The sequence below is a fragment of the Clostridiales bacterium genome (assembly GCA_015243575.1).
In the GTDB taxonomy this organism is placed as follows: domain Bacteria; phylum Bacillota; class Clostridia; order Peptostreptococcales; family Anaerovoracaceae; genus Anoxybacterium; species Anoxybacterium hadale.
In genome coordinates, this window is sequence record CP042469.1 from 822,214 (window position 1) to 847,079 (window position 24,866).

Sequence of the window (24,866 nt, forward strand, 5' to 3'; positions counted from 1 at the left end):
ATTGACTGAAAGGAAGCGACCGTTGAAACGCGAAGAGGAAAGAAAATTTTGTACTTCAAGAATTTTCTATGAAAACATTTATGACAGGAGGATTAACACATGAGTAGTAGAATACTTGCTGGCAGGTATGAATTACTTGAAAAGATAGGCGATGGCGGTATGGCCGTCGTATATAAAGCAAGATGTCGATTACTAAATCGCTTTGTAGCGATCAAGATATTAAAGCCTGAATTTACAAAGGATCTAAAATTCATAGAGAGCTTTCGGCGAGAATCCCAATCGGCAGCAAGTCTTTCTCACCCAAACATCGTTAATATTTTTGATGTGGGCAAGGAAGGCAATATCCATTACATTGTGATGGAGCTGGTTGAAGGAAAGGTTTTGAGCGATATTATCAAGGAAGAAGGCCCTATGGAATTCCAAAAAGCAGTGGAAATCGTTAAGCAGATAGCCCTTGCTTTAAATTTTGCTCATAAAAATCACATCATACATAGGGACGTGAAGCCGCATAATATTCTGATTACCCCTGAAGGAGTGGCAAAAATCACTGATTTTGGGATTGCGAAAGCGGTGAATGCGGGAACCATTGTTGGCAATACCGGAACGATTATGGGTTCGGTTCACTATTTTTCACCAGAACAGGCACGAGGCGGCTATGTGGATGAAAAATCTGATATCTATTCGCTGGGAATTGTTCTTTACGAATTGGTGACAGGAAAGGTCCCCTTCGATGCGGAAAACCCTGTTGCAGTTGCCATCATGCATATGAATGATGAGATGGTACCTCCCTCCACCTATGTTCCGGAAATACCGTCTGCCGTGGAAGATATCATCATGAAGGCGACAAACAAATACCAGGTGAATCGCTTTAAAACGGCCAGTGAGATGTATGAAGCGCTGTGCCAGGCAGATATGCATAAAACAAGAGCCTTATCCGGTTTCGATCATTATTCGGGCGCCGGTTTGGATGCAACAATCGTTATGAACGCCGTCAATGGTTTTAACGGGGCGGCAGACACAGGAGAGGACAATACCGGAGATATGAGAAAGAAGAATAAAGAAAACAAACCGAAAAAACGGATTCGAATTAATAAAGTAAAGGTGGCCGCTATCATTTTAGCGCTGATTTGTGCAATTCCGGTGAGCCAGCTGATTCTGAGTGCATTTAACAGCCTTACCGCAACAAAAGAGGTAGCAGTTCCCAGCGTTCAGGGTATGACCGTTGATCAGGCAACTGCGGAACTGAGCAAGTACAACCTGAAGATCAAGGTAGGAGATGCAGTGACCAGCTCCCAATTTGCCGAAGGCGAGATCGTATCCCAAGACCCTAAAGCGGAAATGATGGTGAAGGAAGGGTTCTCCGTAACCGTTAGTATCAGCAAGGGTAAAGAAGAGGACGGCAAAATACCGAATGTAGTGAATAAGACAGCTTCTGATGCAAAATTCATTTTGGAAAGCTATGGTTTTGAGCAGGGCAGTGTATCGACGGAAAACAGTGATTTTCCGAAGGATGTTGTCATACGCCAGTCTCCAGATGCGGGGACCAAGGCAGATCCTGGTACCAAGGTAAATCTGGTGGTCAGCCTGGGTAAGGCAATCGAACAGGTTCAGGTTCCAGATGTAAAAGGAAAAGATATCGATGCGGCTAAGGCAGAACTGGAAAAGATTGGTCTGCGTTTTGGTGCTGTAAGCTATGAGATGAGTGAGGCTTACGAAATCAATACAGTTATGTGGCAGCAGTACGAACCAAACACGATGGTGGATAAGGATACCGCTGTGAATCTAAAGGTCAGCACCGGCGATCAGCCGCCTGCAACTTCTAGGTCCATTCCGCTGACGGTTGACTTTAGCAATGCAAAGAACGAGGTATTTTATCTGACTGTGGTTATATCTGATGAGTCCGGTGTAAGAACCATCATCAACAGAGAGCAGATGATTAAGAGCGACGGCTCTCAGATTCTTTCTCTGTCAGGTGACGGTGCGGGTACCGTAAAAGTTCTTTTTGACAACGATGTTGTGATGGAGAAAAGTGTAAACTTTAATACTGGAGAAATTAATTAATGAAGGGTATCATCATAAAGGGGATTGCAGGGTTTTATTACGTTAAGACAGAAGAACGCGTCTATCAGAGTAAAGCCAGGGGGATTTTTAAGAAGGATGGGATCACTCCATATGTAGGAGATGAGGTTATCATTGCGCCTCTAGACGAAACGGAAGCGGTTGTCAATGAAATTTTGCCGAGAAAGAACTGCTTTATTCGTCCTCCCATTGCAAACGTTGATTGCTTTATCATCGTTACCGCAGCTGCAAAGCCCCAGCCGAACCCTGATATTATAGATAAATTTCTTGTTATGGCTGAAAAAAATCATACAGACATCATTGTGTGTATCAATAAGATCGATCTTGTAAGCGAAGAAAAGCGGAGATCGATCGAGAGCATTTATGAGAGCATCTATCCGGTTGTTTGTATTTGCGGAGCGACGGGAGATGGGATTCAAACGCTTGTACAATTGATGGGGTCACGAAAGTGTGCTCTGGCAGGTCCTTCCGGCACAGGAAAATCAACCATACTCAATCGCCTTCAAACCCGCTTTCTTGTTGAAACCGGGGATATCAGTGAGAAGACGAAGCGAGGAAAGCATACCACTCGGCATGTGGAACTGTTTGAGACGGATTCCGGTGCGCTGGTGTTTGATACGCCTGGCTTTACCTCCTTCGATATCTTGGATGCTGATACAGAGGAATTGCATTTCCTTTATCCGGAGATGGTACCTTTCATCGGAAGTTGTAAATATGATGACTGCAGGCACGTCAAAGAACCGGACTGCAGCGTAAGAGATGCTGTTATAGCAGGGAAGATTCATGAATCCCGATATCAGTCCTACTTGAGTCAATACAAAGAGATTCAGGAAAAGAAGAAGTATTAATTGATCACGAATTGTGAAGATAAGGAGAATTTATGAACCGCTTAGCACCCTCATTATTATCCGCAGATTTTTCCAGACTTGGCCAGCAGGTTGCCGCGATCGAAAAGGCAGGGGCACAGGTAATCCATGTAGATGTAATGGATGGACATTTCGTCCCCAATATCAGCTTTGGTGCTGTGGTAATGAAAAGTCTTTTGGGAAAGACAAAGCTTCCCTTTGATGTTCATCTGATGATCGAAAACCCAGATCAGTATCTAGAGAGCTTCGTGACGGACAATACCGAGATTATAACGGTTCATGCGGAAGCTTGCCGACATCTGCACAGAACGGTTCAGCATATTAAATCTCTTGGGGTCAAGGCCGGAGTGGCGTTGAATCCTGCTACTCCCCTTTCGGTTTTGGACTATGTCCTGGAGGATCTTGATCTTGTTTTGATCATGTCTGTTAATCCGGGATTTGGGGGGCAGAAATTCATTCCCTCTCAGCTTGATAAGATTAAGACACTGAAGGAAATGAAAGATCAGAGAAATCCCAAACTGGTAATCGCAGTTGATGGCGGCATCAACTTGGATAACATCAAAACCGTGGCAGATGCAGGAGTTGAACTTCTTGTAGCAGGCTCGATGGTCTTTGATGCGCCTGATATAGAGAGCAGAGTGAAAGAATTGCTGGAGCTGATTCAATAGCGATTATAAGCAGGATTGAATCCTAACAAGCATTTATAAAGATTAAAACCTTGGATGAAATACCTCCTCTATCGATGATAGGGGAGGTTTATTAATTTCGGTTCTATAATCAATGGTTGGGGTGACCATCAATCAAACAAATTGATTAGGATAGCAGAGATATTTCCGCTGTCATAGTATTTCATGATCCTACGATACCCTCCATCACGAGTACGATCGTACTAGTGATAGGAGGGTATACCGAAAATCAAATGACCGAATTGATCTTTCTATAAAAAGAAATCATTTGTTCGTGTCAGCTGCGCTCTCTCTATTCTGATAAGTCAGCAGTGAACTTCTGATCAACAGGTTGAAATCATCTGCCTGCCAGGCACTTCGTCCTGTAAAGAGTCCATCAATGGATGGCTGAACAATCAAATCTTCTGCATTCCCCGGATTGACACTTCCTCCGTAAAGGACGGGTATTTGTTTTGCTTCTTCTCCAAATAATTCGGAGAGACATTCCTTGATTAGCCGATGCATGCGTTCTGCATAATCTGAGGTTGCGGGAATTCCATTCACTCCAATAGCCCACACTGGTTCGTAGGCAATCCACAATTGATGAATACGTTCATTGGGGATATTGTGAAGTCCAATTTTAAGCTGTCTTCGGAGGACTTCCTCACTGACGCCGAAGTTTTTTTCTTCAAGGGTCTCTCCGATGCAGAGTAAAACGGTAAGGTCGTGAGAAAGAGCAGAACGTACCTTTTTATTTTCATCAATATCCGATTCTCTAAAAACGTGCCTTCTCTCAGAATGACCGATCATAACCAGCTCAAGATTCAATTCTTTCAGCATAATAGGAGAGATTTCTCCGGTAAATTGCCCCTGATCTTCCCAATTCATATTCTGAGCACCCAATTTTATTAAATTTTGATCGATGGTTTCTGATGCTTTCACAAGAGAGGTATAAGATGGGATGACAAACAGTTCGATGTTGTCCCTGCTGATGTCTTTGGTCAAATCCGCCAATTTGCTCAAATAATCCAAGGTATCAGAGATGGTTTTATACATTTTCAGATTGGTGCCGAAATAAAGTTTCTGATTCATTGTTTTTCTCCTTTAATTTCAAAAGCAAGATGCTGTCGTTAGAAAATTCCTCCGCTGCACCTTATGGGGTGCTGTCAGGAGTGGCTAAGTTTGTTAAAAAAACAAAGCCAAAAAACCGGTCTGTCCGGCCCTTTTCCTTACGCTATTTACTTTCAAAGAAGAAGAATTAAAATGATGCCGTACTATGCCTTCATGATCCCCGGAACATGTTCCAAAGCCGGGCTCTCCGATGCATGCGTGATCATCATTGTTAATTCATATTCATTTTATAATACAATATAACAATATACAACTAGAAAAAAGTTTATTATAATAAATGCAAATAGGAAACAAAATCTAAGATTTTGTCATGATGCATTTATTGATCGTTATGAAGCAAACCGGAGCAACGGTTTGCACGAATGATAGAATTAGGGGGAACTGAAAAACCCCTATCCTTTCCCAGGGGTTTTTCAGACCGGATGAAATCCGGCGGCATCTCAAACCTTCAGAATCAAGGATGTTTGAGGTGTGTTCCCCCTAATTATTGGCGAGCGAAACCGAAGGTGACCCAATATTTAGCATCACCTTCGCACAAAACATGAGATTTTTTTCTGGAAACAACCTCATGTTTTGAGAATTCGAAAAGGCCATACCAGTAGGTAGAGGCATTTTCGAATTGTTTCGTAAGCCCTAATAAATGCAAATAGGAAACAAAATCTAAGATTTTGTCATGATGCATTTATTGATCGTTATGAAGCAAACCGGAGCAACGGTTTGCACGAATGATAGAATTAGGGGGAACTGAAAAACCCCTATCCTTTCCCAGGGGTTTTTCAGACCGGATGAAATCCGTCGGCACCTCGAACCCCTCAGAATCAAGGATGTTTGAGACGAGAGTTATTGCGGAAAAGTGAAAGACGAATCAGGTGATGAAATGCTGGACAGAAAGTTACGAGTACTAATTGTTGACGATGAATTTCATATTGCGATGCTGATCAAAAAGCTGATCAAATGGGATGACATTGGATTGGAATGCGTGAACGTAGTAGACAACGGTGAGAGAGCCTATCGTATCATTACCGAGGAGAATCCTGACATCGTCATTACGGATATCAGAATGCCAAAGATTAATGGCCTTGATTTGATCAGTATGACAAAAAAAGAAAATGAAAGCGTTAAATTTATCGTGGTCAGCGGGTATAAGGAATTTGAATATGCGCATAAGGCATTGCAATACGGCGTGAACGATTATTTGCTGAAACCTGTGAATGAGGAGGAACTGAATAAAGTTCTTCAAAATATTTGTGCAGCTTTTGCAGATGAAGGCCTCAAGCAGAGAGAGGGAGAGAAATTTAAAAAAACCATCTCGGTTAGTGAACAGATCATCAAAAACAACCTGCTGAACAATATCATTGAAATGAATGAGCATCCGACATTGGCGGATCTGGAAGAGAAATATAATCTGTCTTTTCATGAAGGCGCATATCGGGGAATTGACATTAAATTGGACTATTGGGACTATGAGAAAAGTGATAAAAAGCAGGATACGATCACCATGGACAAGGTTGTGATGATCCTTGATAGTATGGTGAAAAATAATGTTTATGAATATATGATCTGCAAAAAGACCAATTTGAATATTTACTGTATTTTGAATTATAACGCACTTCAGTGGAAGGAAATTAAGACAATTATCAATAATATCCTGTCGGAAATCCAAGAATATCTGATTGGTTTTGAACAGTATAAAATAACCATTGGCATCGGCCCTGAAGCTTTGGAATTTGAGAAAATAAAGCATTCAATCTCTGCATCTCATATAGCAGTCTTAAACAGGATTAAACTTGGAACAGGAAGATTGATTTATTTTGATTCATTGCAGCCGGAAAGCAAATTTGATCTTGGGAAACATCTATCCGTTCATAAGGAATCGTATCTCATGAGCATTGAATCTCTTTCCAGAGAGTCCCTGGAACAGACGATCCAACAAATGTACCAAAAATTTCAGAATGAAGAAAACCATGATTTTGCAGTCTGTTATGATATTGCCTATGAGCTGATCGACTTGTTTTTTGGGCATATTACAGTGCAAAATAGTGAAGGAAAACAGCTGATCCAGGTAATGCAAAATGCTTGTCAACACTGTTACACTCTGGAACTTTTAACGGGGATGCTGAAAAATTATCTGGGAAGCTATCTGGAAACCTGTCTGAAGCAGCTAGAAATCGAAACGGCAAAACCGATCCGGCAAGCAAAGCAGTACATAAATGAGCACTATCGAGACAAGATCATACTGGAGGATATTGCGACAATTGTGGACCTGAATCCTGTATATTTCAGTGTTTTATTTAAAAAGGAAACCGGTATGAATTTCAGCGTTTATCTCGTACATATCCGAATGGAAATTGCTAAGGAATTGATTCGGGGAAGCAATAAGACCATTGCTGCTATTGCTGATGATGTAGGCTATAAGGACAGTCGGCACTTCAGCCAGACCTTTACCAAAACCGTTGGGATCAAACCTGCGCTATATCGCAAGCTCTATTCCTAGGTTTTCTAACCAGTTATTTAGAGTACTCTGTACTAGGAGATTTTATTATGGGTATGGCAAGAACGATCAAATTATATATGATGTTTCTTTTTCTGCTCATCCTTTTTCTATTGCTTGGGTATATCACCAAGCTGCTGTCGCCGATCTGGATGGGGATTTTTATCGTGAATCTGACCATTCTAACGCTGTGGCTTTATTTGACTATCGCCAAGCCTCTTTCGAGTTTTGAAGATTCACTCGATCGCAGCATCGAAACGGAACTGGGAAGCGAAGCGCTTCTGGACAATCTATCTGATGATGTTTTATTTAAGAATAAAATTAAAGATCTGGTAGAAAAGTGCGCCAATGAGATGATACGAGAAAATTCGGCAGAAATGCTGGATAAGCAGGCTGAACTGGCAGCTCTACAAAGCCAGATCAACCCTCATTTTCTGTATAACACATTAGAGACGATACGGGGCTATGCTTTAATTGATGATAATAATGATATCGCAAAAATTGTAGAGGCTCTTGCTGCATTCTTCCGTTACAGTATCAACCGAAGAGCGGATCTTGTTACCCTTCGCGATGAACTGGTGAACATCCAGAACTACATGATGATTCTGAAGTTTCGATTCAATAATCGCTTTACGCTGGAGATCATTATCGATGATGATGATTCCAAGGCTTACGATTATTTTATTCCAAAGCTGATTCTTCAGCCGATTGTTGAAAATGCGATTTTCCATGGACTTGAGGATTGTGTTGAGGGTGGCAGGGTCACCATTGAAGTCATAGAAACAGAGAAGAACCTGCTGATTACTGTTTCCGACAACGGGAAAGGAATGGATGGAAAAGCACTGAATGATCTGAATGAAAGAATTCGGTCGGCGGAACGAAATCTGGAAGACTACAAGGGAGGCGCGCATCGAAACACCGGTATTGCCCTTTCCAACATTCAGAAGCGAATCCAGCTGCTATTTGGACCAGACTACGGCTTGAGTGTATACAGCACCGCAAATCAAGGAACTGATGTAGAGCTTACAATCCCTGCAGGCTATGAACGAAGAATGCAGAAAGGAATCGTAACAGACCATGAAAAAGGAAATGCTGCGCATCAATAATCTAAATATGGAGTACAGCACCACCGAGCGGCTGAGGAATATTACCTTATGCCTTTTGGCCGGGGAGTGTGTTGGATTTCTGGGATTGGAGAATTCAGGGAAAAGATTGCTGGAAGATTTCATCTGCGGTAAGCTGAATGTGGATCGAGTCAGCTTTTATTTTGACGGAGTACGCCGAATTAATACGGAGGATCTGTGCAGATACGTATACAAGATTATCGCTTCAAATTTCTTGATTGATGACTGGACCGTTGCGGAATATATTTTTTTGGTTGATGAAAGCTCCTTTTTAGGAATCAATAAGAAAAGGCTTGCTGCGAAAACGGAGGAGCTCTTTTTAGAATTTGGACTGGAGATCAATCCTGATCGAAAATTAAAAAAGCTGACAGAGCTGGAAAAGCGGATGGTGGACCTGTTGAAGGCGTATAGCAAGCATTCTAGAATCGTCGTCATTGAAGACGAATTTGAGGGTTGTTCCACAATGGATATTAAAAAGTTCAAGGAGCTGATCGATCGTGTTTCAAGTAGGGAACTCGCCGTTGTTGTGAACAGTCACTCTGATCATGTCTCACGAATTCTTTCTGATAAATTTATCATCTTCAAGAAGGGCAGCATTGTTAAAAAGTGTCGAAAAGACTTTATTATTGATAACAGCAACCTGGAGGAACTTTTGTTGGGGGGGACTCGAACTTCACCAGAGATACTGGCAGATGCAGATGGCGTGGAAGACGAAAAAATCGTCAATGATAGAAAAAGCCAAAAGGGGATACAAATGCATCTTAAAGAATCTCAAGCGATAATCTATTCTATTGGCAACATGACTCTGAAACGAGGATGTGTCTTCCATTTTGACTTCTATCAGGGTGAAGTTACAACTATTCTTTCGCTGGATCTAAAGGAAAAAACCCAGCTGTTTCAACTCCTGTCCGGCAGAACCATCGATAAAACAATGAATATTGTTCTCGAAAAGAAGCGATGTGACTTTAATGACATTATCGGCTTTGTTAAAAACAGGATTGCATCCATCGCAGATATGGGCGGCGAAAGTGAGCTGCTTCTCAGCATGTCAGCGGGGAATAATCTTCTAATTCCGTCTTTAGAAAAAATATCAGCCGTGCAGCATGTTCTCATGGAGCGCAGAGTATTGAAAATGCTCGAGAATGAGATAAAAAATAATTTGAAGGTGAAGCATGAAAACATCCGGGATATGAGTGTGAACGAATATATCCTACTTCTTTTGGAACGATGGCTTATCTACAAGCCTAAGGTGATGATCTTATTTGAACCCTTTGTACACTGTGATATCTTTGGTGTTTCTCTGGTCAAATCCTATATCAAGAAATTTACAGAAGCCGGTTCGGCTGTAATCATAATCAAATCCAGAGAAGAATACGTAGAGGATATTTCAGACCGGATCATACATATCTAAAATACTTTTACTGCCGTGCAGGGTAGGATTTTATTCGATCCCCTGAACGGCAGTTTTCTTACAGAAAAGCGTAACCGTTCACGACCAATTCCCGCAACTTACTTCAATCAGCGTTCCCTTAGAAAAAGATGCCCAAACTAAAAATCCCCACACCTATTCTAAATCCCACCACATTGGAATTGATGATGCTCACAGATATAATTAAATTACTTTCAAAGAAGAAAGAAATTCTAGGAGGAGGAAAAACAATGAGAAGGAAAATTTTATCTGCAGTGCTTGCGGCAGCCCTGGTGATTGGGAGCTTTGCAGGCTGCGCCAAGTCAGAACCGTCATCCAGTGATGCGGGTGAGGCAGGTTCTGCTGCGAAAAAGAACTTAACGTTTGTTATTGTTCCAAAGGTGGTACATCCTTGGTTTGACGAGGTCAATAAGGGTGCCCAGCTTCAGGCAAAAGCCCTGTCTGAGCAGCTCGGTGTAGAGGTGAAAATCGATTACCGTGCACCACAGACCGCTGACGTAGCAGAGCAGAATACTGTACTGGAACAGGCTGCGGCAACAAAACCTGATGGTATTGCACTGGACCCACTGGATTATGAAGGCAACAAAGCTGTTATCGAAGAAATCCAAAAGCAGGGAATTCCGGTGGTGCTGTTCGACGCTCCAGCTCCTGAAGGCAGCGGGCTGACCAGTGTTGGCAATGATTTTGCAGAACAGGCAACCATTGCAGCAGATAAATTGGCGGAACTGATCGGACATAAAGGTAAGGTCGCCGTTATGCAGGGTGTTCCAACAGCCCCCAATCATGCAGAGCGGTATCAGGCGCATCTGGATGCGCTTGCCAAATATCCTGACATTGTTGTGGTTGACGGCGGAATCGACAATGACAGCGTAGAAGAAGCTCAGTCACAGGCTGCTGCTGTCTTGGCAGCCAACCCGGATCTGAAGGGATACCTAAACTGTGATGCCTGCGCGACGGGAATTGCGGCAGCAGTGGAAGAAGCTGGTAAGAAAGACCAGGTTACCATTGTTTCCATGGATAATCTAATCGAAATCCTTCAATATGTTAAAAGCGGCACAATTACAGCAACTTCTTCAACAATTCCACAGATGCAGGGTTCCATGGCTGTTCTGATGATGTGGCAGAAATCCATCGGCATCGATATTCCAAAGGTTGTTGATACGGGCATTGCTTATATCGATTCTTCCAATATTGATGAGTGGATCGAAATGGTCAAATAATTATAGAAGTAAAAGCGGGGGGCTTGGCTTATCATCGAGCTGGCCCCTTTTACCATAATAAAAGGAGCATATCAGATGAAAGTACTTGAGGCATGTAATATCACGAAAGTTTTTCCCGGAGTCGTAGCCTTGGATTCTGTAGATATTTCCTTTGAATTAGGTGAAATTCACTGTGTCATCGGAGAGAACGGCGCGGGAAAGAGCACCTTGATCAAATGCCTGACCGGCGTTTATGAGCCGGAAGGTGGAAGCATCCATATTCGCGGTGAAGATGCTATGAAGAACAAGAAACTGTTCGAAAAAATTGCATATGTACCCCAGGAGATTGATCTCTTTGAGCATATGACGGTAGCGGATAACCTGTTTCTTCCTTATGAGAGATCCGGACTAAAAGGGCTTGTTAATCGGGCGGAAATTGAGAAGAGGGCAGTTCCGCTTCTGGAGCGCTTTCATATTCATGCAGACCCGGGCATGCTGGTAAAAGAAATCTCGGTATCGGAAAAACAACTGCTGCAAATCGCGAGGGCAACGGTACATCAGGAGTATGAAGTTCTGCTGCTGGATGAACCTACCACCAGCCTGACCACAAAGGACACCCAGATTTTGTTTGAAGTCATTGAGCAGATCAGGCAGGAGAATAAAGCTATCGTATTTATTTCTCACAAGCTGGAAGAAATTTTTCTCATTGGTGATGTGCTCACAGTTTTTCGTAACGGAGAGAAGGTAGCGTATTCAGACATTCATGAAGTGGATGCTCCTTGGGTCATCACACAGATGACCGGCCGCTCTTTGGATCAGTCACAGGTTTTTTTCTCTGAGAAAGTTGGCGACGATGTTTTACTGGAGGTAGAGAACCTTACAGGAGAGAAGTTCTCTGATATAAGCTTCCAACTGAAACGCGGTGAAATCCTCGGATTTTCAGGACTTGTCGGGGCTGGGCGCAGCGAGTTGATGCAGGCTATTTTCGGATATCTTCCCATCTATGCGGGAACGGTGAAACTGAATGGAATGCCGATAAAGCAGGGTGATACGAATTACTCTGTAAAAAAGGGCTTGATTTATTTACCGGAGGAAAGAAAATCTCAAGGTATTTTGCCAATGCTAAGCGTCAGGGAAAATATTAGCGTCTCCAATCTGGATGATCTCAGAAGCACCGTTGGAATATCCAGTAAAAAAGAGATGGATTTGGCGGAGCAGGTGGTCAGGGAGTATGACGTAAAGACATCGGATATTGAAAAAAAGATAAAATTTCTGAGCGGCGGTAACCAACAAAAGGTGATTATAGGAAGATCCATGGGATGCAGCCCGAAGGTATTAATCTTTGATGAACCGACAAAAGGAATTGACGTTGGAACAAAAGCTGAGATTTATCGAATGATGAAAATACTTGCGGAGGAAAACGGGATGGGAATTATCCTAATCTCATCCGAGATGGAGGAGATCAGAAAGTGCTCCAATCGAATCGTTGTTTTGTACAATGGAAAAAAAGTTGGTGAATTTGGTTCTGATGCGGAAAAAGAACGCATTTTAAGTGCGGTTATCGGTATAAATTGAGAAAAAAGGAGTCGAGATTATGTATGAAAGATTGCCCAATCCTGTTCATTCTGTAGTCAGTACGTTAAAAAAGAGCACCATGACTGCAATCGGAGCTGTCCTGGCCCTGATGATCCTGATGGCCAGTGTTTTTTCCCCGTACTTTTTAGACATATACAATTTGCAATCACTGATCAGAGACCTTGCCTTTATCGGGATGATCGGTATTGGTCAGTCCCTTCTGCTCATCATCGGAGAACTGGATTTATCCGTAGGGAAAATCGCATCTCTTTGCGGGATACTTTCCGGTATCATGATGATGCACTGGGGATGGAATCCGTATCTTTCTCTGTTAGCAGCTTTGTTTCTCGGTTTGGTTCTGGGAAGCCTCAATGGCTTGATTATCTCAAAGCTAAGACTGAACGCTATGGTCGCAACCATCGGTATGGCGGGGGTTTACGGAGGCGTCAATCTCGTATTGACAAAGGGAAAAGCCATCACTGGTATTCCATCTGAAATACATATCTTTGGAAAAGGAAATCTGGGACCTTTACCCATTCCATTTATTTTTACTCTTATCGTACTTGTTCTTGTCTTGTTCTTTGTAAAAAAGACGAAAACCGGACGATATATTTACGCAATTGGAAATAACAGAGATGCTGCGAGAGTTTTAGGGATTAAGGTAGACAGAATCCGAATTTTGATCTACTCCATCGTGGGAATGATATCAGCTCTTGCCGGTATTTTGTATGTGGCCCGCCTTGGCTCGGCCCAATCTGCTATCGGTGAAAACTGGCCTATGAATTCCATTGCTGCATCTGTAATCGGCGGCGTAGCGCTGACCGGCGGGATAGGAAATCCTGCAGGGGCTTTGATCGGAGCTGCAATCATCAGCGTGATTCAGAATATGATCATTCTATTTGGTGTCAATGTGTACTGGCAGTCTGCTGTCAGCGGGTTTGTTGTTGTCATTGCAATTTCCTTCAGCTCCCTTTCTGTAATCCTTCAGGAACGGAAGCAGAGAAAAATCAAGCTGACCAAATAAATGGGATACGGCGGATTCCAAACGTATGACAATTGGATCGTCAATTGCATCGCTATGAAAAGGAGGTTTTATTCATGAAATTAGGTTTGAATCTTTCCTTTGCCACAAAGCGTTGGCTGGATCCTTACCAGCTGGCGGCGATGTGCAGAAATGATTTTAAAGTCGAACATATCCAATTTACATGGGATTTGATTGATCCATGGTGGCCGATGATACAAAGAAATGCTTTGGCAGGTGAGTACCGCAGAGCCTTCGAAACAGAGGGGCTGCTGCTGGATGCAACCTTCGGCGGGATTGCTTCTTATACCTATGCCCAATTGCTCGCACCCTCGGAACTTCAAAGAGAGGTGTCCTTTCAATTCTTTCAAAGAGCGGTTGATCTCACCGTTGAAATGGGCGCAGAAGTGATGGGAACCCCTGTAGGCGGGATGACTTATGATCATTCGCGTGATGCAAAAATGCGTGAAGAGCGATATGCGAACATGCTGGAATATCTGTTCCGAATTGCAGAGTACGGAAAAGGCAGCGGGTTGAAGGAAATTCATATTGAAGCGACTCCGCTGATTACTGAATTTCCCCATAGCCCTGAATCCTCCGTTCAGATGATGACGGATCTGGCTTCCAGCGCTATTCCCTATAAGCTGCTTGTCGACTGGGGTCATGCGCTCTTTTCTCCACTTCTCGGTCAGGAAGCTGATATGGGGCATTGGCTCAAGGTATGTAAACCTTACATCGGATCAATTCATCTTCAGCAAACAGATGGATTGCTGGATCGGCACTGGGATTTTACAAAAGAAGGCATCATTACACCGCAGCTGATCAAAAAAGCTACGGAAGACGCAGGTCTTTCGGATATTGTACAGTATCTTGAAGTGGTTCCTGCTTTTGAAGCATTTGATGATGAGGTATATGAAGGAATGAAAAAGACGATGGACTATCTTCATAAAGAACTAGCGCTCTGCAACACATAAGCCTTACAATGCTGATCGGTTAAATACTAACTTTTGATCTCTGCTGCAGGCTGGAATATGGAACAATGCAGGAACGTAAGGAATGGAGGAGCGAAAATGAATTTTGATGAGATGTATCCAAAAATTCTTTCGGAATATGAGCAGGTATTTCAAAAAATTGATTATAAAAATATCCGTGACTTTATGGATACTGTAAGAGATTCAAATCGAATTTTCCTGATCGGAGTTGGTCGCGAGGGTATGGCAACGAGAGCCTTTGCCATGCGCCTGATGCATATGGGGAAGGAAATTCATTGGATATGGGATGACACGACACCAGGAATTGAACCCGGCGATCTTTTGATAGCAACGCTGGGGGACGGCCAGATTGGTCACATTCATTATATCTGCGAGCGGGCGAAGGAGGCGGGGGGAAACATCTGTGTCGTTACAGGTTCCCCCAGTGGAAGAACGGCAAGAGACCTGGCGGATCAAGTACTGTTTCTGCCAGCGGCGGTTTACCGCGGAACGGATGCGGTGGTACCTTCCTTTCAGCCCATGGGAAATCTTTTTGAGCAGTGCCTTCTGATCCTATTTGACATGGTGATTATGATGCTCGTTGATGAAGACCCGGCACAGAGTTTTGAGAAGATGTCCGAACGGCACAGAAATGTTGAATAGGAGGAATTGGATATGAGAATAGCGATCGGCTGCGATGAGGCCGCATATTGTCTCAAGGTTGAAATTATCAAGCATCTTGAAAATCGCGCGAATCTTGAAATAGTTGATTTTGGAGCAATGGCAGGAGATGTGGTGCTGTATCCAGATGTCGCGTATACGGTGGCGGATGCCGTTGCAGGAGGAGCATTTGATCGGGGCATTCTCTTCTGCGGAACAGGAATCGGTATGGCCATCTGTGCAAATAAGGTACCGGGAATCCGGGCGGCAGTCTGCCATGATCCATTTTCTGCCGAACGTTCGAGAAAAAGTAACAACGCGCAGATCCTATGCATGGGAGAACGGGTCATTGGTGTGGAGCTTGCAAAATATATCGTTGACATCTGGATGAACTGTGACTTTGCAGGTGGCGGGTCTGCACCGAAAGTTGAGAGGATTCAGGAATTGGAACAGGAGCATCTTCGGAGTTTTCATGAGGCTGAGGTGCTGTAGCTTGCTTCAGGAGACCAATGAAACGTAAGAATGGAGGGAACTTCTATGAAGAAAATCATAAACCGCGATTCCAATGTGATCGAGGAAATGCTCACCGGATATTTAAAGGCGTATCGCCGCTATTATGAGCGAATTGGAGAATTTAACGCGTTTGTCTATAAAGGGAGACGGAAAAACAAGGTTTCTCTCGTCATCGGGGGAGGCAGCGGACATGAACCGCTATTCGGCGGCTTTGCAGGCAGAGGCCTTGCAGATGCAGTAGCCTGTGGGAATATTTTTGCATCTCCCAATCCCCAGCTCATTGCAGAAACGGCAAAGGCGGTACATGAAGGAAAAGGAGTATTGTTTCTCTACGGCAATTATGCAGGGGATAATCTCAACTTTGACATGGCGGAGGAACTCTGCGATATGGAGGATATCCAAACGGCACATGTGCGGGTCTGGGATGACTGTGCTTCTGCACCAAGAGAAAGGATACAGGACAGAAGGGGCATTGCGGGAGACGTTTTTGTGATTAAGATTGCAGGCGCTGCCTGTGATGCGGGGCTTGAGCTTGCGGAAGTGCTGCGCATTACAGAGAAAGCGAGAGATTCTATCAACACCATCGGACTTGCAACTTCGCCAGGCTCCATACCTGGCCTTGACAAGCCGACGTTTGTACTTGGAGAGGATGAGATCGAATTTGGTATGGGCCTTCACGGAGAGCCGGGAATTGAACGCACTACAATGAAACCCGTAAATGAGCTGGTAGAGAGAATGTATGGAGAGCTGCGAAATGAGATGGGATTGAAACAAGAGGACGAAATCTCTGTCCTTGTGAATGGACTGGGCTCCACAACCCTTCTCGAACTGAACACGGTCTATTACGAGCTGGATCACCAAATGAGTGATGACGGGCTCATCGTACACGATGCTGAGATTAAGAGCTATTGTACCTGTCAGGAGATGGGGGGCTTTTCCATTACCATTCTTAAACTGGATGACGAGCTGAAAACTTATTATGATACGGCTTGCTGGTCGCCTTACTATGCAAGAGAGGAGATCGTACAGCAATGACAACAACGACGACCTTTACGACTGCAGCGACAACACCAGCGGCGTCAACTGCAACAACTGCAACGGCAACAGAGACGACTGCAAAGACAGCAACTACTGCGCTGACCTCTCTGACCATCGATCAGACAACGGATATGATTCTGTCTGCCTGTGATGCAATCACAGCGAGTAAGGATTACCTTACAGAGGTAGACAGCAGAATCGGAGACGGAGATCATGGAATCGGAATGTCTGGCGGTATGGAAAAGGCAAAGGCTGCGCTGGAAGCTGGACGCCCTTTTGAAGATATCAATACCATTTTTAAAACCACAGGAATGACCATGCTGAACTCCATGGGCGGAGCATCCGGCGTTATATTCGGATCGATGTTTCTCAGCGGTGTTAAGGGACTCCCGCCTATCATAGAACTTAATGGATATGCGCTGACTGTGATATTCCGAAACGCACTGGATGCAATTAAGGCACGAGGCGGCGCACAGGTGGGGGATAAGACCATGGTGGACGCGCTGGAACCCGCAGTGGTTGCCATGGAAGCAATTGTCGCTATGGGAGAAACTGATTTTTCAAATCTCATATTGCTGCTGAGCAGTGCAGAAAAAGCAGCAATAGAGGGGATGGAAAACACAAAAAATTATACAGCTAAATTCGGCCGAGCAAAATCCCTGATGGAACGAGCCATCGGCTATCAGGATGCAGGCGCAACCTCGGTAGCAATCATTTTTTCTGCAATGCAGCGATATGTTTCAGAACTCTTCTTCTCCTTATCCCCTCAAGAAACGGTTTGACGCAGATAACCTGTTATAAGCAATAAAACTTATCAAAAAGGGGAATCGATTACCAGAAAAAGACAGCGGAATCAGAATGATTTCGCTGTCTTTTTTGGTTGCATTCCTAAAATAAAATTTTGCCATAGAGATAGAGAAGAACTATTAGTACACTACAGAATAAAATGTAATATTATGGAAAAAAAGTGGTTGACAACAAAGGGACGGTGGGATATATTAAATGTAAAATAATGTAATTATATCAAGGACATGGGACATAATGTTAAAGGAGTGGTTAATTGAAGCGAGTCAAATCAATCATCGGAATTCTACTCATCATGTTGTCTTTCGTCAGCCTGTTTCTATGGGAATGGAAGGGCAGGGAGATGATCCTACTGAGAGAAGTTCTCGTTGCGAAACATAAAATTGAGATGGGGACGCTGGTGGATCAAAATATGTTTGAGATAAGAGGGGTGCCAAAGGACAACCTGATTGAAGGGGCGCTGAAGCCGGAAGAGGCGGGCTTGTTAATGGGCAAGGTAACAGCCCAGCTCATTTCACAAAACAGTCAGCTCAGTCAGGCTTATTTCAGAGAGAATGAGTTTTATCTAAAAGAAGGGGAGGCTATATTTGTCATTGAGCCAGACTGGATTGCTATGCGAAGCAGTTCCCTTCGAAGAGGAGACATCGTTCAGATCTACGGCAGCAACAGTGGAGGGCTCATTGGTTCTTACCGGATTGCTTTTGTAAAGGATGAAGCAGAGCGCGAGGTAAGAGATGTGATGCTCGAGGGCAAAAACTATATTGAAAAAGAGGTTCTCGAGAGAACGGACAGTACCTCCATCATCGACCATGTTGAAATCATCACCACATTGGAAGAGTATGAAAAGCTGGTTGCGTATGTAACAGCAACTCCAAATAATGCCGGCGCGGAAAACCAGGCTCCTGCTTTGGAAACCCAGGTTGCTGCTTCCGAAATGTCGAGATCGCTCATACTCGTGCAAGGAGGAGAAAAAATTGATCCATAATCTATTTTGCTTTCATGGCGTTGATCACAAGGTCGGGACAACCATGGTATCCCAATCAATTGCAGAGGCCATATCTCTTGGCAGCCCCAATTTGAAACTTCTTTTTATCTCAATGAATGGAAGGGAAAGCGCTGAATATGTAAAAGAAACCCCTGTTTCCATCGATGCCATGAAATTTCACATTGACAATAAGATGATCAACGGCAGTGATTTTATGAAAACCTGCAGTCATAAAGGGAATTTCTATATGATGGCTGGAATCTCCAATGAACTAGAAGCACGGTATTATTATCCAGACATGGCCAGATATCTGCTGGAAGAAATTGCGCCGGAGTTTGATCTCATATTAGCAGATTGTGGAAATGAGATAGACAACGGTCTTGCAATAGGAGCATTGTCTTCTGCTGAGGAAATCTTTCTTGTGGCGACGCAGCAGGAGACCGGAATCCGCCGCTTTGAAAAGAACAAGAGGATTATGGAGAATCTGGGAATCGCTATTTCCGCATGTATTATTAATAAATACTATGAGCAGGATCCCATAGGACTTTCTTATCTTGCCGGACGGATGGAAATTGAAAAGGAACGTCTCTGGAAACTCAACACTGCGGATTATTCCCGTCAGGCAGAGATGGAATACAAGACACTTTTGGAATATCGAAATGAGGCATACACAAAGGATATTGTCGCAGTTGCAAATTATATTCTCAGGAAAAATGGGTTTGAGGAATTTGCGAAACAAAGGAAAAGCAGATGGAAAAGTTTCATTTAGGGGATTATATCAAAAATCAAACGACGGAGACGCTTCGTAAAAGCATAGATTTTCAGAAACTTTGCCATAGAGTAAACCTTGAATTTCTGAAAGAATGGGAAAGTGGGAAGGAAAATTTAGATTCTGCTTTAAGGATACAAAAAAAGGCGATTATCGGATATGAGAATGAGGTTGCATACTTTAAAAGCAGAATCCTTGAATCCATCAGACGGTATGGTGCCGAGAACGCTTCTTATCCATCCTGGTATGAAAGTCTTGAGGACGGGATTTATCAGGAGAACTGGGGACTAGCGGGGGTTTCTGAGTGGTTCACAGCATCGTTTTCTGAAAGCAGCTCTGCAAAAATTATCGGTGACAGAATCTATTTCTTGGAAAATGGTCAAATGTGCTTGAAGTCTCAGAAAATTACGAAAGAGCGAAGAGAACAGATGATTCGGGCATTCCTGCTGCTAACCCCCGAGGAACGACTTGATAAGGAGACCCATGAAGTCTATATGCTTGATGGAACGAGAGTAACCATATTTGGAGGCGGGATGACGAAAAAGGGTCAGGATGTCATCATCTTTCGCCGCTACATTATCCCCAATTACAGCTTTGAAGAACAGGCGGCAAGAGGTACCATTCCTATGGAATCCGTTGAACTCTTTAAGATCATGGTACGTCTTGGATACAATGTGGCATTTACAGGAGCGGTTAGAACCGCTAAAACCACCTTTCTTTCCACATGGCAGAGCTATGAGGATCCGTCCTTGGAAGGGGTGTTGGTTGAAACAGATCCGGAGATACCGATCCATCAGCTGATGCCGGAAGCACCAATTTTACAGCTGCTGGCAGATAATGAAAAGCTGAAGCATTTGTCCAAAAACCTTTTGAGAAGCGATGCCGACTACTTTATTCTTGCGGAAGCAAGGGATGGTATCGCGTTGGATACCGCTGTGAAGGTGGCAAGTAAAGGCACCAGGCGTATGAAAATCACCTTTCATACAAGGGAGCCTCTGGATTTTTGCTATGATGTTGCTTTTGAAATCATCAAGAGTATGGGGGGAGACCTTGAGAATACAGCAAGAAAAGTGGCTGTCAGCTTTGATTACATCTTTCATTTTATTCAGCTGAAAAACAAAAGCCAAAAGAGGCTGAAAGGAATCTATGAATTAAGCTTGAATAGAGAATTAATGCAGATCAATATCAGGCAGATTTGCACCTATGATCACTGTTTGGATACATGGAGCTGGGACTTTGCAATTGGTGAGGATAAGAAAAGGCTTGGAGAAGAAGAAGATTCCGCTGCGTTAGAAATGTTTGTGGAAAGACTTCGCAGTCTATCACAGAAGGGAGCATAGAAATGATTGCTGAGCTGGAACAAAAAGCAGGTTTTTTTGCGGACCTGGAAAAAAGTACCGGAACCTTTGTGAATTTCGAAAAACCAGAAGTTCTGGCTGTTCTTGCGGTAGCGATCCTATATCTGCTGCTGATCACGGGAGTATGGATTACCTATCGGGTGCGAATTCGGAGCGTCATGGCTAAAATTCGAATGCACAATCGGCTGAAGGCAAGAAAGAAAATGCTCAGACAGGATTCAGCTCTGGAGCGGCATCTGAGAAGTGTTTTGTCTGCCGCACAGAATAAGCCAATGGAACCCAAAGCATATCTTGTGATGTCGATCATTATTTTTGCATGCATACTGACAGCTGGACTAAGGAGCGCGTCGCCGATATCAGCCTTTCTAATGGCGCTCCTGCTTACACTGATGCCATATCTAATGCTTCGGGTCAAAGTAGAGACGATGCGAAGGAAGAGCAGCTATGAAGGAGAAAAACTGATTTCAGAAGTTCTATGCCAGTATCGAATCTGTGAATATAATGTCTACAAAACCATGGAGCAGGTGATTTTGATCTCGGAAGGAACAAAAATTACAGGAAAACTAATGTTCAAGCTTTTACTTGAACTGCGAAATACTGGAGATCCTCAGATCATAAAGGATGCTACAGAGCGTTTTGCTTATGGAATCAACACCAATTGGAGTAGGATGCTTGCAAACAGCATTCGTGTAGCAGCGGAAAGCGGCATGAACGTATCACTTGCTTTGGAAGATATCCTCATTCAGCTTAGGGAGGCGAGGCAGCTATTTGAAGAACGGAAGCGGCTCAATGCTGAGTCTGTCAGAATGGTGGTTTTTCTGGCACCGGTAATGTATCTGGGCACTATACTCATGTCAGTGAAGTATCTAGGCATCCCCGTTTCAAAGCTGATTCGAAATCAACTGTATACGGAGCAGGGTTTTCTTCTTATACTCGTAATCATCTTCTTGTTTTTAATCAATTTGGCGTTGATAGAAATCATTAATAATCAGCGCTTTGATTATTGATCATTGGGCAGAAGTATGGCTTTTCAGCGAATGGAATAAATGGAGGACCGAATGAATATAGGCTGGCTTGAATATTGGTATAGAGGGATTCCCATGGGGCTTATGGGTGTTTTCCTAACTGGAATTTTTATTATAAAAGACCGCAGACTCTGGGTCTTTAGTTTGCAGCGAAGACTTGAACTTAGAAGCAGTGCTGTTCTAAAAGCAAGAAGCAGCAGTGAGAGAGAATTCAGACAGCATAAGACCGGCATTTTTGAGATGCCCTCCCGTATCATCAGAAACATAAGGGAACAGAGTATGGACAAGGAAATCCTTGAGGCCATTGCATTTCTTCGAAATCTCGCAACGCTTGGCAGGGGGAAAACAAGCAGCTCCGACTATATCATTGAACGATTATCGGAGCACAATGGTATCCTTCAGCCTGTTTATGTAAAAATGCTGAGCTTGCTCCGTATGAATCAATCCACAGCGGCGGCAGAATATTTTGCAAAAAAAGTCGGTACTACTGCTGGCCGGGATTTTGCCGGACTGCTGATTCAATGGGATCGTCTGGAGCCCACCGGGTTATTGGAAACGCTGCTTTCGTATGAAAAGAGCATAAAAGCGGTAAGGGTTACCTATCAGAAAAAAAGAGATGAGATTGTAAGTGAATTGATTTACTTTCCGGTAGTAGTGAACATCCTGGCTATCTTTATTAATTTTATTTATATTGCGTATTTTATCGATCAGAAGGAATTGCTGCAGTTATTTATGTAGCAAAAGTAAAGGAGAGTTGAAATGAAACAAATTATCGTAATGATTGCGATGGTTCTCCTGGGGATTACCATTGCAGGTTTTGTAGGGGAATTTAAAGGAAGCGCTGAAACCATATCGGATAGTGCCAATTCTAGAATTGTAACAATTACCTCTCCGTGAGGAATTTGATGAAAGGGGGGAGGCTCCGATGAAGCAATTCATTGTACTTTGCAGCACGATTCTTCTGGGGATTACCATTTACAATATGATCATGGGACCTGCGGACAGCTCGGTTATCAATGTGGTGGGTGACATCTGGGAACAGGGAATTCAAGTCAGGACGAACAATCCTTGAGGATTACTTTGTGGTCGAGAGAAGGTGAATTATGAAACAGCTTATTGTTCTAATGGGGGTATTGCCCATTATGTTGGTTTTTCTGTTTCAATATGCTTTGGATCAGAAGAATAATGAACGGATTAACCGATTTCAGGAATATGTGTATCAAGCCAAGGAACAGGCCAAGCAGGAAGGCTGCTTTACGCCTAGTATCAGAAACGAACTCTCAACTAAGATCACGGACACGTTTGGAGTCACAGAAGGAGAGATGATTCTGGCACTCGAGGCGGTTCCTCAGTACCGCACCACAGCCTTTGACGAAAGAGAGCTGATTTATTATAAGGTCTCAGTTCCCATCGAAAAGATCATGGCAGGTAATCGATTTTTTGGCATCTCTGATGCGGACAATCAAGGGATGTATACCATTGAAAGCTGGACTGCCAGTGAGCGGTTGAGAGATTGAGCGATGAAAGTTTTTATTGTATTTATGGCGATTTTTGTGATCCATGTCAGTTTTCTTTCCTACCAAGGGGATATGGGAAGATATGTGCAGAGCAGGAACTTTTTAAAGGCAACTGCGGAAGAGTGTGCAGCCGGGGCGGCGCTGTACTATGACCGAGAAGCGTATGGACAAGGGAACTTTCACTTTTCCTACGAAGAGGGAAAACAATACATAGAATATATCTTAGAGCATGGTATGGCAGCAGCTCCCCTTCCTCAGGGAAGTCGTATCTCCTATGAGGTAGTCTTTCAGGATGATCACTTGGGATACGAGAACGATCCAGAAAGTGATGAGCGCAACAATATTCCATCAGTAACTGTCACGCTGAACGCAAAGACACAAGATCTCTTTGCGCTGCCTTTTTTTGAGGTAACGGAAATAACGAGGGCAGCCCGGTATGAGCTGCCACAGTAGATCAGTGTTTTTCAGCTTGAGCTGCCGCAGCAGATATATCGTTCCGCTCCCGGACTGCTGCGCAGTTCGGGAGTTTTTCAATTCAAGTCCTATTAAATAGAAAAAGTTTTCACGGATGGAAGCCATGGTTCCAATATTTCAAAGGGTATTCTCATGCCCTTGATACTTTCACCGATAAACACGGATGGTTTCAGAGCGCCGTGATAATCGCTGCCGCCTGATGCTAAGAGACGGTTGTCTCTGCAATATCCGAGTAAAAATTCCGTTTTTTCTTTATCATGGAGGGAATGGTAGCATTCAATGCCATCAAGGGCTCGGAGGCTCACGATGGAATCCAGCAGCTCCAAATGGTTTTCTGCAAAGTACCCATAAAGATGAGCCAAAAAAGATTTCCCTCCTGCCTTTCTGATTAGAGCTGCTATCTCTGAAACTGTAGGATAATCCTTCGCTTGATTCAGGAAGAAGGGACTTTCTTCGTTGTTGATGCAGGTACGGTAAAATGCGTTGATGCTGCCCCATATTTCTTGAGAGAAGAACATTTCGTTCTCTGGATATTTCCTTAAATCCCTATGAATTACCTGAGTTGCGAAAGGCTTTCCGCTCGTTATTGAGAGCGTATCTGTCATCTGGATTCCCAGGTTCTTACATATCTCTTTCATTTTATTGATATATTGGTTTTCTCGTTCCAGAAACCGTTCGTCGGATAACAGACCGGATTCTGCGATGGTATCAAAATCAAGGCCATAGCCGAGTACCTCGATGGGCATTTTATTGTGAACAACAGAAAATTCACATCCCGGTATCAGAACACCCGGATAGGATTCCCTGTGTTTTCCCTCTTTCAGCTTATGATAAGCCTCCATAGAGTCATGGTCGGTTATGGAAATATATCGCAGCCCAGCATGGGCGGCTTTCTTTAAAATCAACTGCGGCTCATCAGAACCATCAGATGAAGTGGTGTGGAGATGAAGATCGATCATGTCAGCCTCCTTAGAATCATTCAATCAATTTATTTTACTATGATATGGATCATATTACAATTCTGGTTCCAAATAGGCAGATTTATTTATCGATATGGAAGAGAAAGGGATATCTCAGTTTGATTGCTTTTGGTATAATGATAATATCAATGAAAATGGAGATAATAACAGCCGCGGCAACGATATCAAAGCTTAATGGAGAGTGTTTTCCAT

At 43.4% G+C, this 24,866-nt stretch carries 21 protein-coding genes and 1 pseudogene; 20 read left to right on the forward strand and 2 right to left on the reverse strand.

What is annotated here, in order from left to right:
- The first annotated feature begins 99 nt into the window (after nucleotides 1-99).
- From pknB to FRZ06_03540, 3 genes are read left to right on the forward strand one after another with little or no spacing between them, the layout of a single operon-like run.
- On the forward strand, nucleotides 100-2,061 hold the full coding sequence (gene pknB, locus FRZ06_03530) for a Stk1 family PASTA domain-containing Ser/Thr kinase (GenBank protein ID QOX62480.1): 1,962 nt from the start codon (nucleotides 100-102) through the stop codon (nucleotides 2,059-2,061).
- Nucleotides 2,061-2,927, forward strand: coding sequence for a ribosome small subunit-dependent GTPase A (gene rsgA, locus FRZ06_03535; protein QOX62481.1), 867 nt, complete (start codon nucleotides 2,061-2,063; stop codon nucleotides 2,925-2,927). Before pknB ends, rsgA begins: the two co-directional genes overlap by 1 nt.
- Before the next feature lie 32 nt (nucleotides 2,928-2,959).
- Nucleotides 2,960-3,613, forward strand: a complete 654-nt coding sequence (locus FRZ06_03540) for a ribulose-phosphate 3-epimerase (GenBank protein QOX62482.1) — start codon at nucleotides 2,960-2,962, stop codon at nucleotides 3,611-3,613.
- Nucleotides 3,614-3,895: 282 nt separating this feature from the next.
- Here the strand turns inward: FRZ06_03540 and FRZ06_03545 are convergent, their stop codons facing one another.
- Nucleotides 3,896-4,702 carry a triose-phosphate isomerase gene (locus FRZ06_03545; GenBank protein ID QOX62483.1) on the reverse strand — a complete coding sequence of 269 codons (807 nt, stop codon included), beginning with the start codon at nucleotides 4,700-4,702 and terminating at the stop codon, nucleotides 3,896-3,898.
- Nucleotides 4,703-5,618: 916 nt separating this feature from the next.
- Here FRZ06_03545 and FRZ06_03550 point away from each other — a divergent pair.
- The 17 genes and pseudogenes from FRZ06_03550 to FRZ06_03630 all read left to right on the forward strand — a co-directional run bounded on the left by FRZ06_03550 (nucleotide 5,619) and on the right by FRZ06_03630 (nucleotide 23,673).
- A complete protein-coding gene (locus tag FRZ06_03550) occupies nucleotides 5,619-7,235 on the forward strand; it encodes a response regulator (protein QOX62484.1) in 1,617 nt (538 codons plus the stop codon).
- Nucleotides 7,236-7,282: 47 nt separating this feature from the next.
- Nucleotides 7,283-8,338 carry a sensor histidine kinase gene (locus tag FRZ06_03555; protein ID QOX62485.1) on the forward strand — a complete coding sequence of 352 codons (1,056 nt, stop codon included), beginning with the start codon at nucleotides 7,283-7,285 and terminating at the stop codon, nucleotides 8,336-8,338.
- Nucleotides 8,310-9,767, forward strand: coding sequence for a hypothetical protein (locus FRZ06_03560; GenBank protein ID QOX62486.1), 1,458 nt, complete (start codon nucleotides 8,310-8,312; stop codon nucleotides 9,765-9,767). Before FRZ06_03555 ends, FRZ06_03560 begins: the two co-directional genes overlap by 29 nt.
- 248 nt (nucleotides 9,768-10,015) lie before the next feature.
- On the forward strand, nucleotides 10,016-11,005 hold the full coding sequence (locus FRZ06_03565; protein QOX62487.1) for a sugar ABC transporter substrate-binding protein: 990 nt from the start codon (nucleotides 10,016-10,018) through the stop codon (nucleotides 11,003-11,005).
- A gap of 75 nt (nucleotides 11,006-11,080) precedes the next feature.
- Entirely contained in the window at nucleotides 11,081-12,559 is a 1,479-nt protein-coding gene (locus FRZ06_03570; GenBank protein ID QOX62488.1) for a sugar ABC transporter ATP-binding protein, read from the forward strand.
- A gap of 19 nt (nucleotides 12,560-12,578) precedes the next feature.
- Entirely contained in the window at nucleotides 12,579-13,583 is a 1,005-nt protein-coding gene (locus tag FRZ06_03575; GenBank protein ID QOX62489.1) for an ABC transporter permease, read from the forward strand.
- A 74-nt stretch (nucleotides 13,584-13,657) separates the two neighbouring features.
- Entirely contained in the window at nucleotides 13,658-14,554 is an 897-nt protein-coding gene (locus FRZ06_03580) for a TIM barrel protein (protein QOX62490.1), read from the forward strand.
- Between the two features lie 96 nt (nucleotides 14,555-14,650).
- Nucleotides 14,651-15,214, forward strand: a complete 564-nt coding sequence (locus tag FRZ06_03585; GenBank protein ID QOX62491.1) for an SIS domain-containing protein — start codon at nucleotides 14,651-14,653, stop codon at nucleotides 15,212-15,214.
- Nucleotides 15,215-15,226: 12 nt separating this feature from the next.
- A complete protein-coding gene (gene rpiB, locus FRZ06_03590) occupies nucleotides 15,227-15,703 on the forward strand; it encodes a ribose 5-phosphate isomerase B (GenBank protein ID QOX62492.1) in 477 nt (158 codons plus the stop codon).
- Between the two features lie 45 nt (nucleotides 15,704-15,748).
- A pseudogene (dhaL, locus tag FRZ06_03595) lies at nucleotides 15,749-17,544 on the forward strand (dihydroxyacetone kinase subunit L).
- 278 nt (nucleotides 17,545-17,822) lie between these two features.
- Entirely contained in the window at nucleotides 17,823-18,551 is a 729-nt protein-coding gene (locus FRZ06_03600) for a hypothetical protein (protein ID QOX62493.1), read from the forward strand.
- Nucleotides 18,541-19,320 carry a septum site-determining protein MinD gene (locus FRZ06_03605; GenBank protein QOX62494.1) on the forward strand — a complete coding sequence of 260 codons (780 nt, stop codon included), beginning with the start codon at nucleotides 18,541-18,543 and terminating at the stop codon, nucleotides 19,318-19,320. The genes FRZ06_03600 and FRZ06_03605 overlap by 11 nt, the downstream gene beginning before the upstream one ends.
- Entirely contained in the window at nucleotides 19,302-20,660 is a 1,359-nt protein-coding gene (locus tag FRZ06_03610) for an ATPase (GenBank protein QOX62495.1), read from the forward strand. The genes FRZ06_03605 and FRZ06_03610 overlap by 19 nt, the downstream gene beginning before the upstream one ends.
- Nucleotides 20,661-20,662: 2 nt before the next feature.
- Nucleotides 20,663-21,685, forward strand: coding sequence for a hypothetical protein (locus FRZ06_03615; GenBank protein ID QOX62496.1), 1,023 nt, complete (start codon nucleotides 20,663-20,665; stop codon nucleotides 21,683-21,685).
- A gap of 51 nt (nucleotides 21,686-21,736) precedes the next feature.
- On the forward strand, nucleotides 21,737-22,441 hold the full coding sequence (locus FRZ06_03620) for a hypothetical protein (protein QOX62497.1): 705 nt from the start codon (nucleotides 21,737-21,739) through the stop codon (nucleotides 22,439-22,441).
- A gap of 365 nt (nucleotides 22,442-22,806) precedes the next feature.
- Nucleotides 22,807-23,220 carry a hypothetical protein gene (locus tag FRZ06_03625; GenBank protein ID QOX62498.1) on the forward strand — a complete coding sequence of 138 codons (414 nt, stop codon included), beginning with the start codon at nucleotides 22,807-22,809 and terminating at the stop codon, nucleotides 23,218-23,220.
- 3 nt (nucleotides 23,221-23,223) lie between these two features.
- On the forward strand, nucleotides 23,224-23,673 hold the full coding sequence (locus tag FRZ06_03630; protein ID QOX62499.1) for a hypothetical protein: 450 nt from the start codon (nucleotides 23,224-23,226) through the stop codon (nucleotides 23,671-23,673).
- 92 nt (nucleotides 23,674-23,765) lie between these two features.
- Here FRZ06_03630 and FRZ06_03635 read toward each other — a convergent pair whose 3' ends face one another.
- Nucleotides 23,766-24,653: a PHP domain-containing protein gene (locus tag FRZ06_03635; protein ID QOX62500.1), complete on the reverse strand. Its 888-nt coding sequence runs from the start codon at nucleotides 24,651-24,653 to the stop codon at nucleotides 23,766-23,768.
- Between the last annotated feature and the right edge of the window lie 213 nt (nucleotides 24,654-24,866).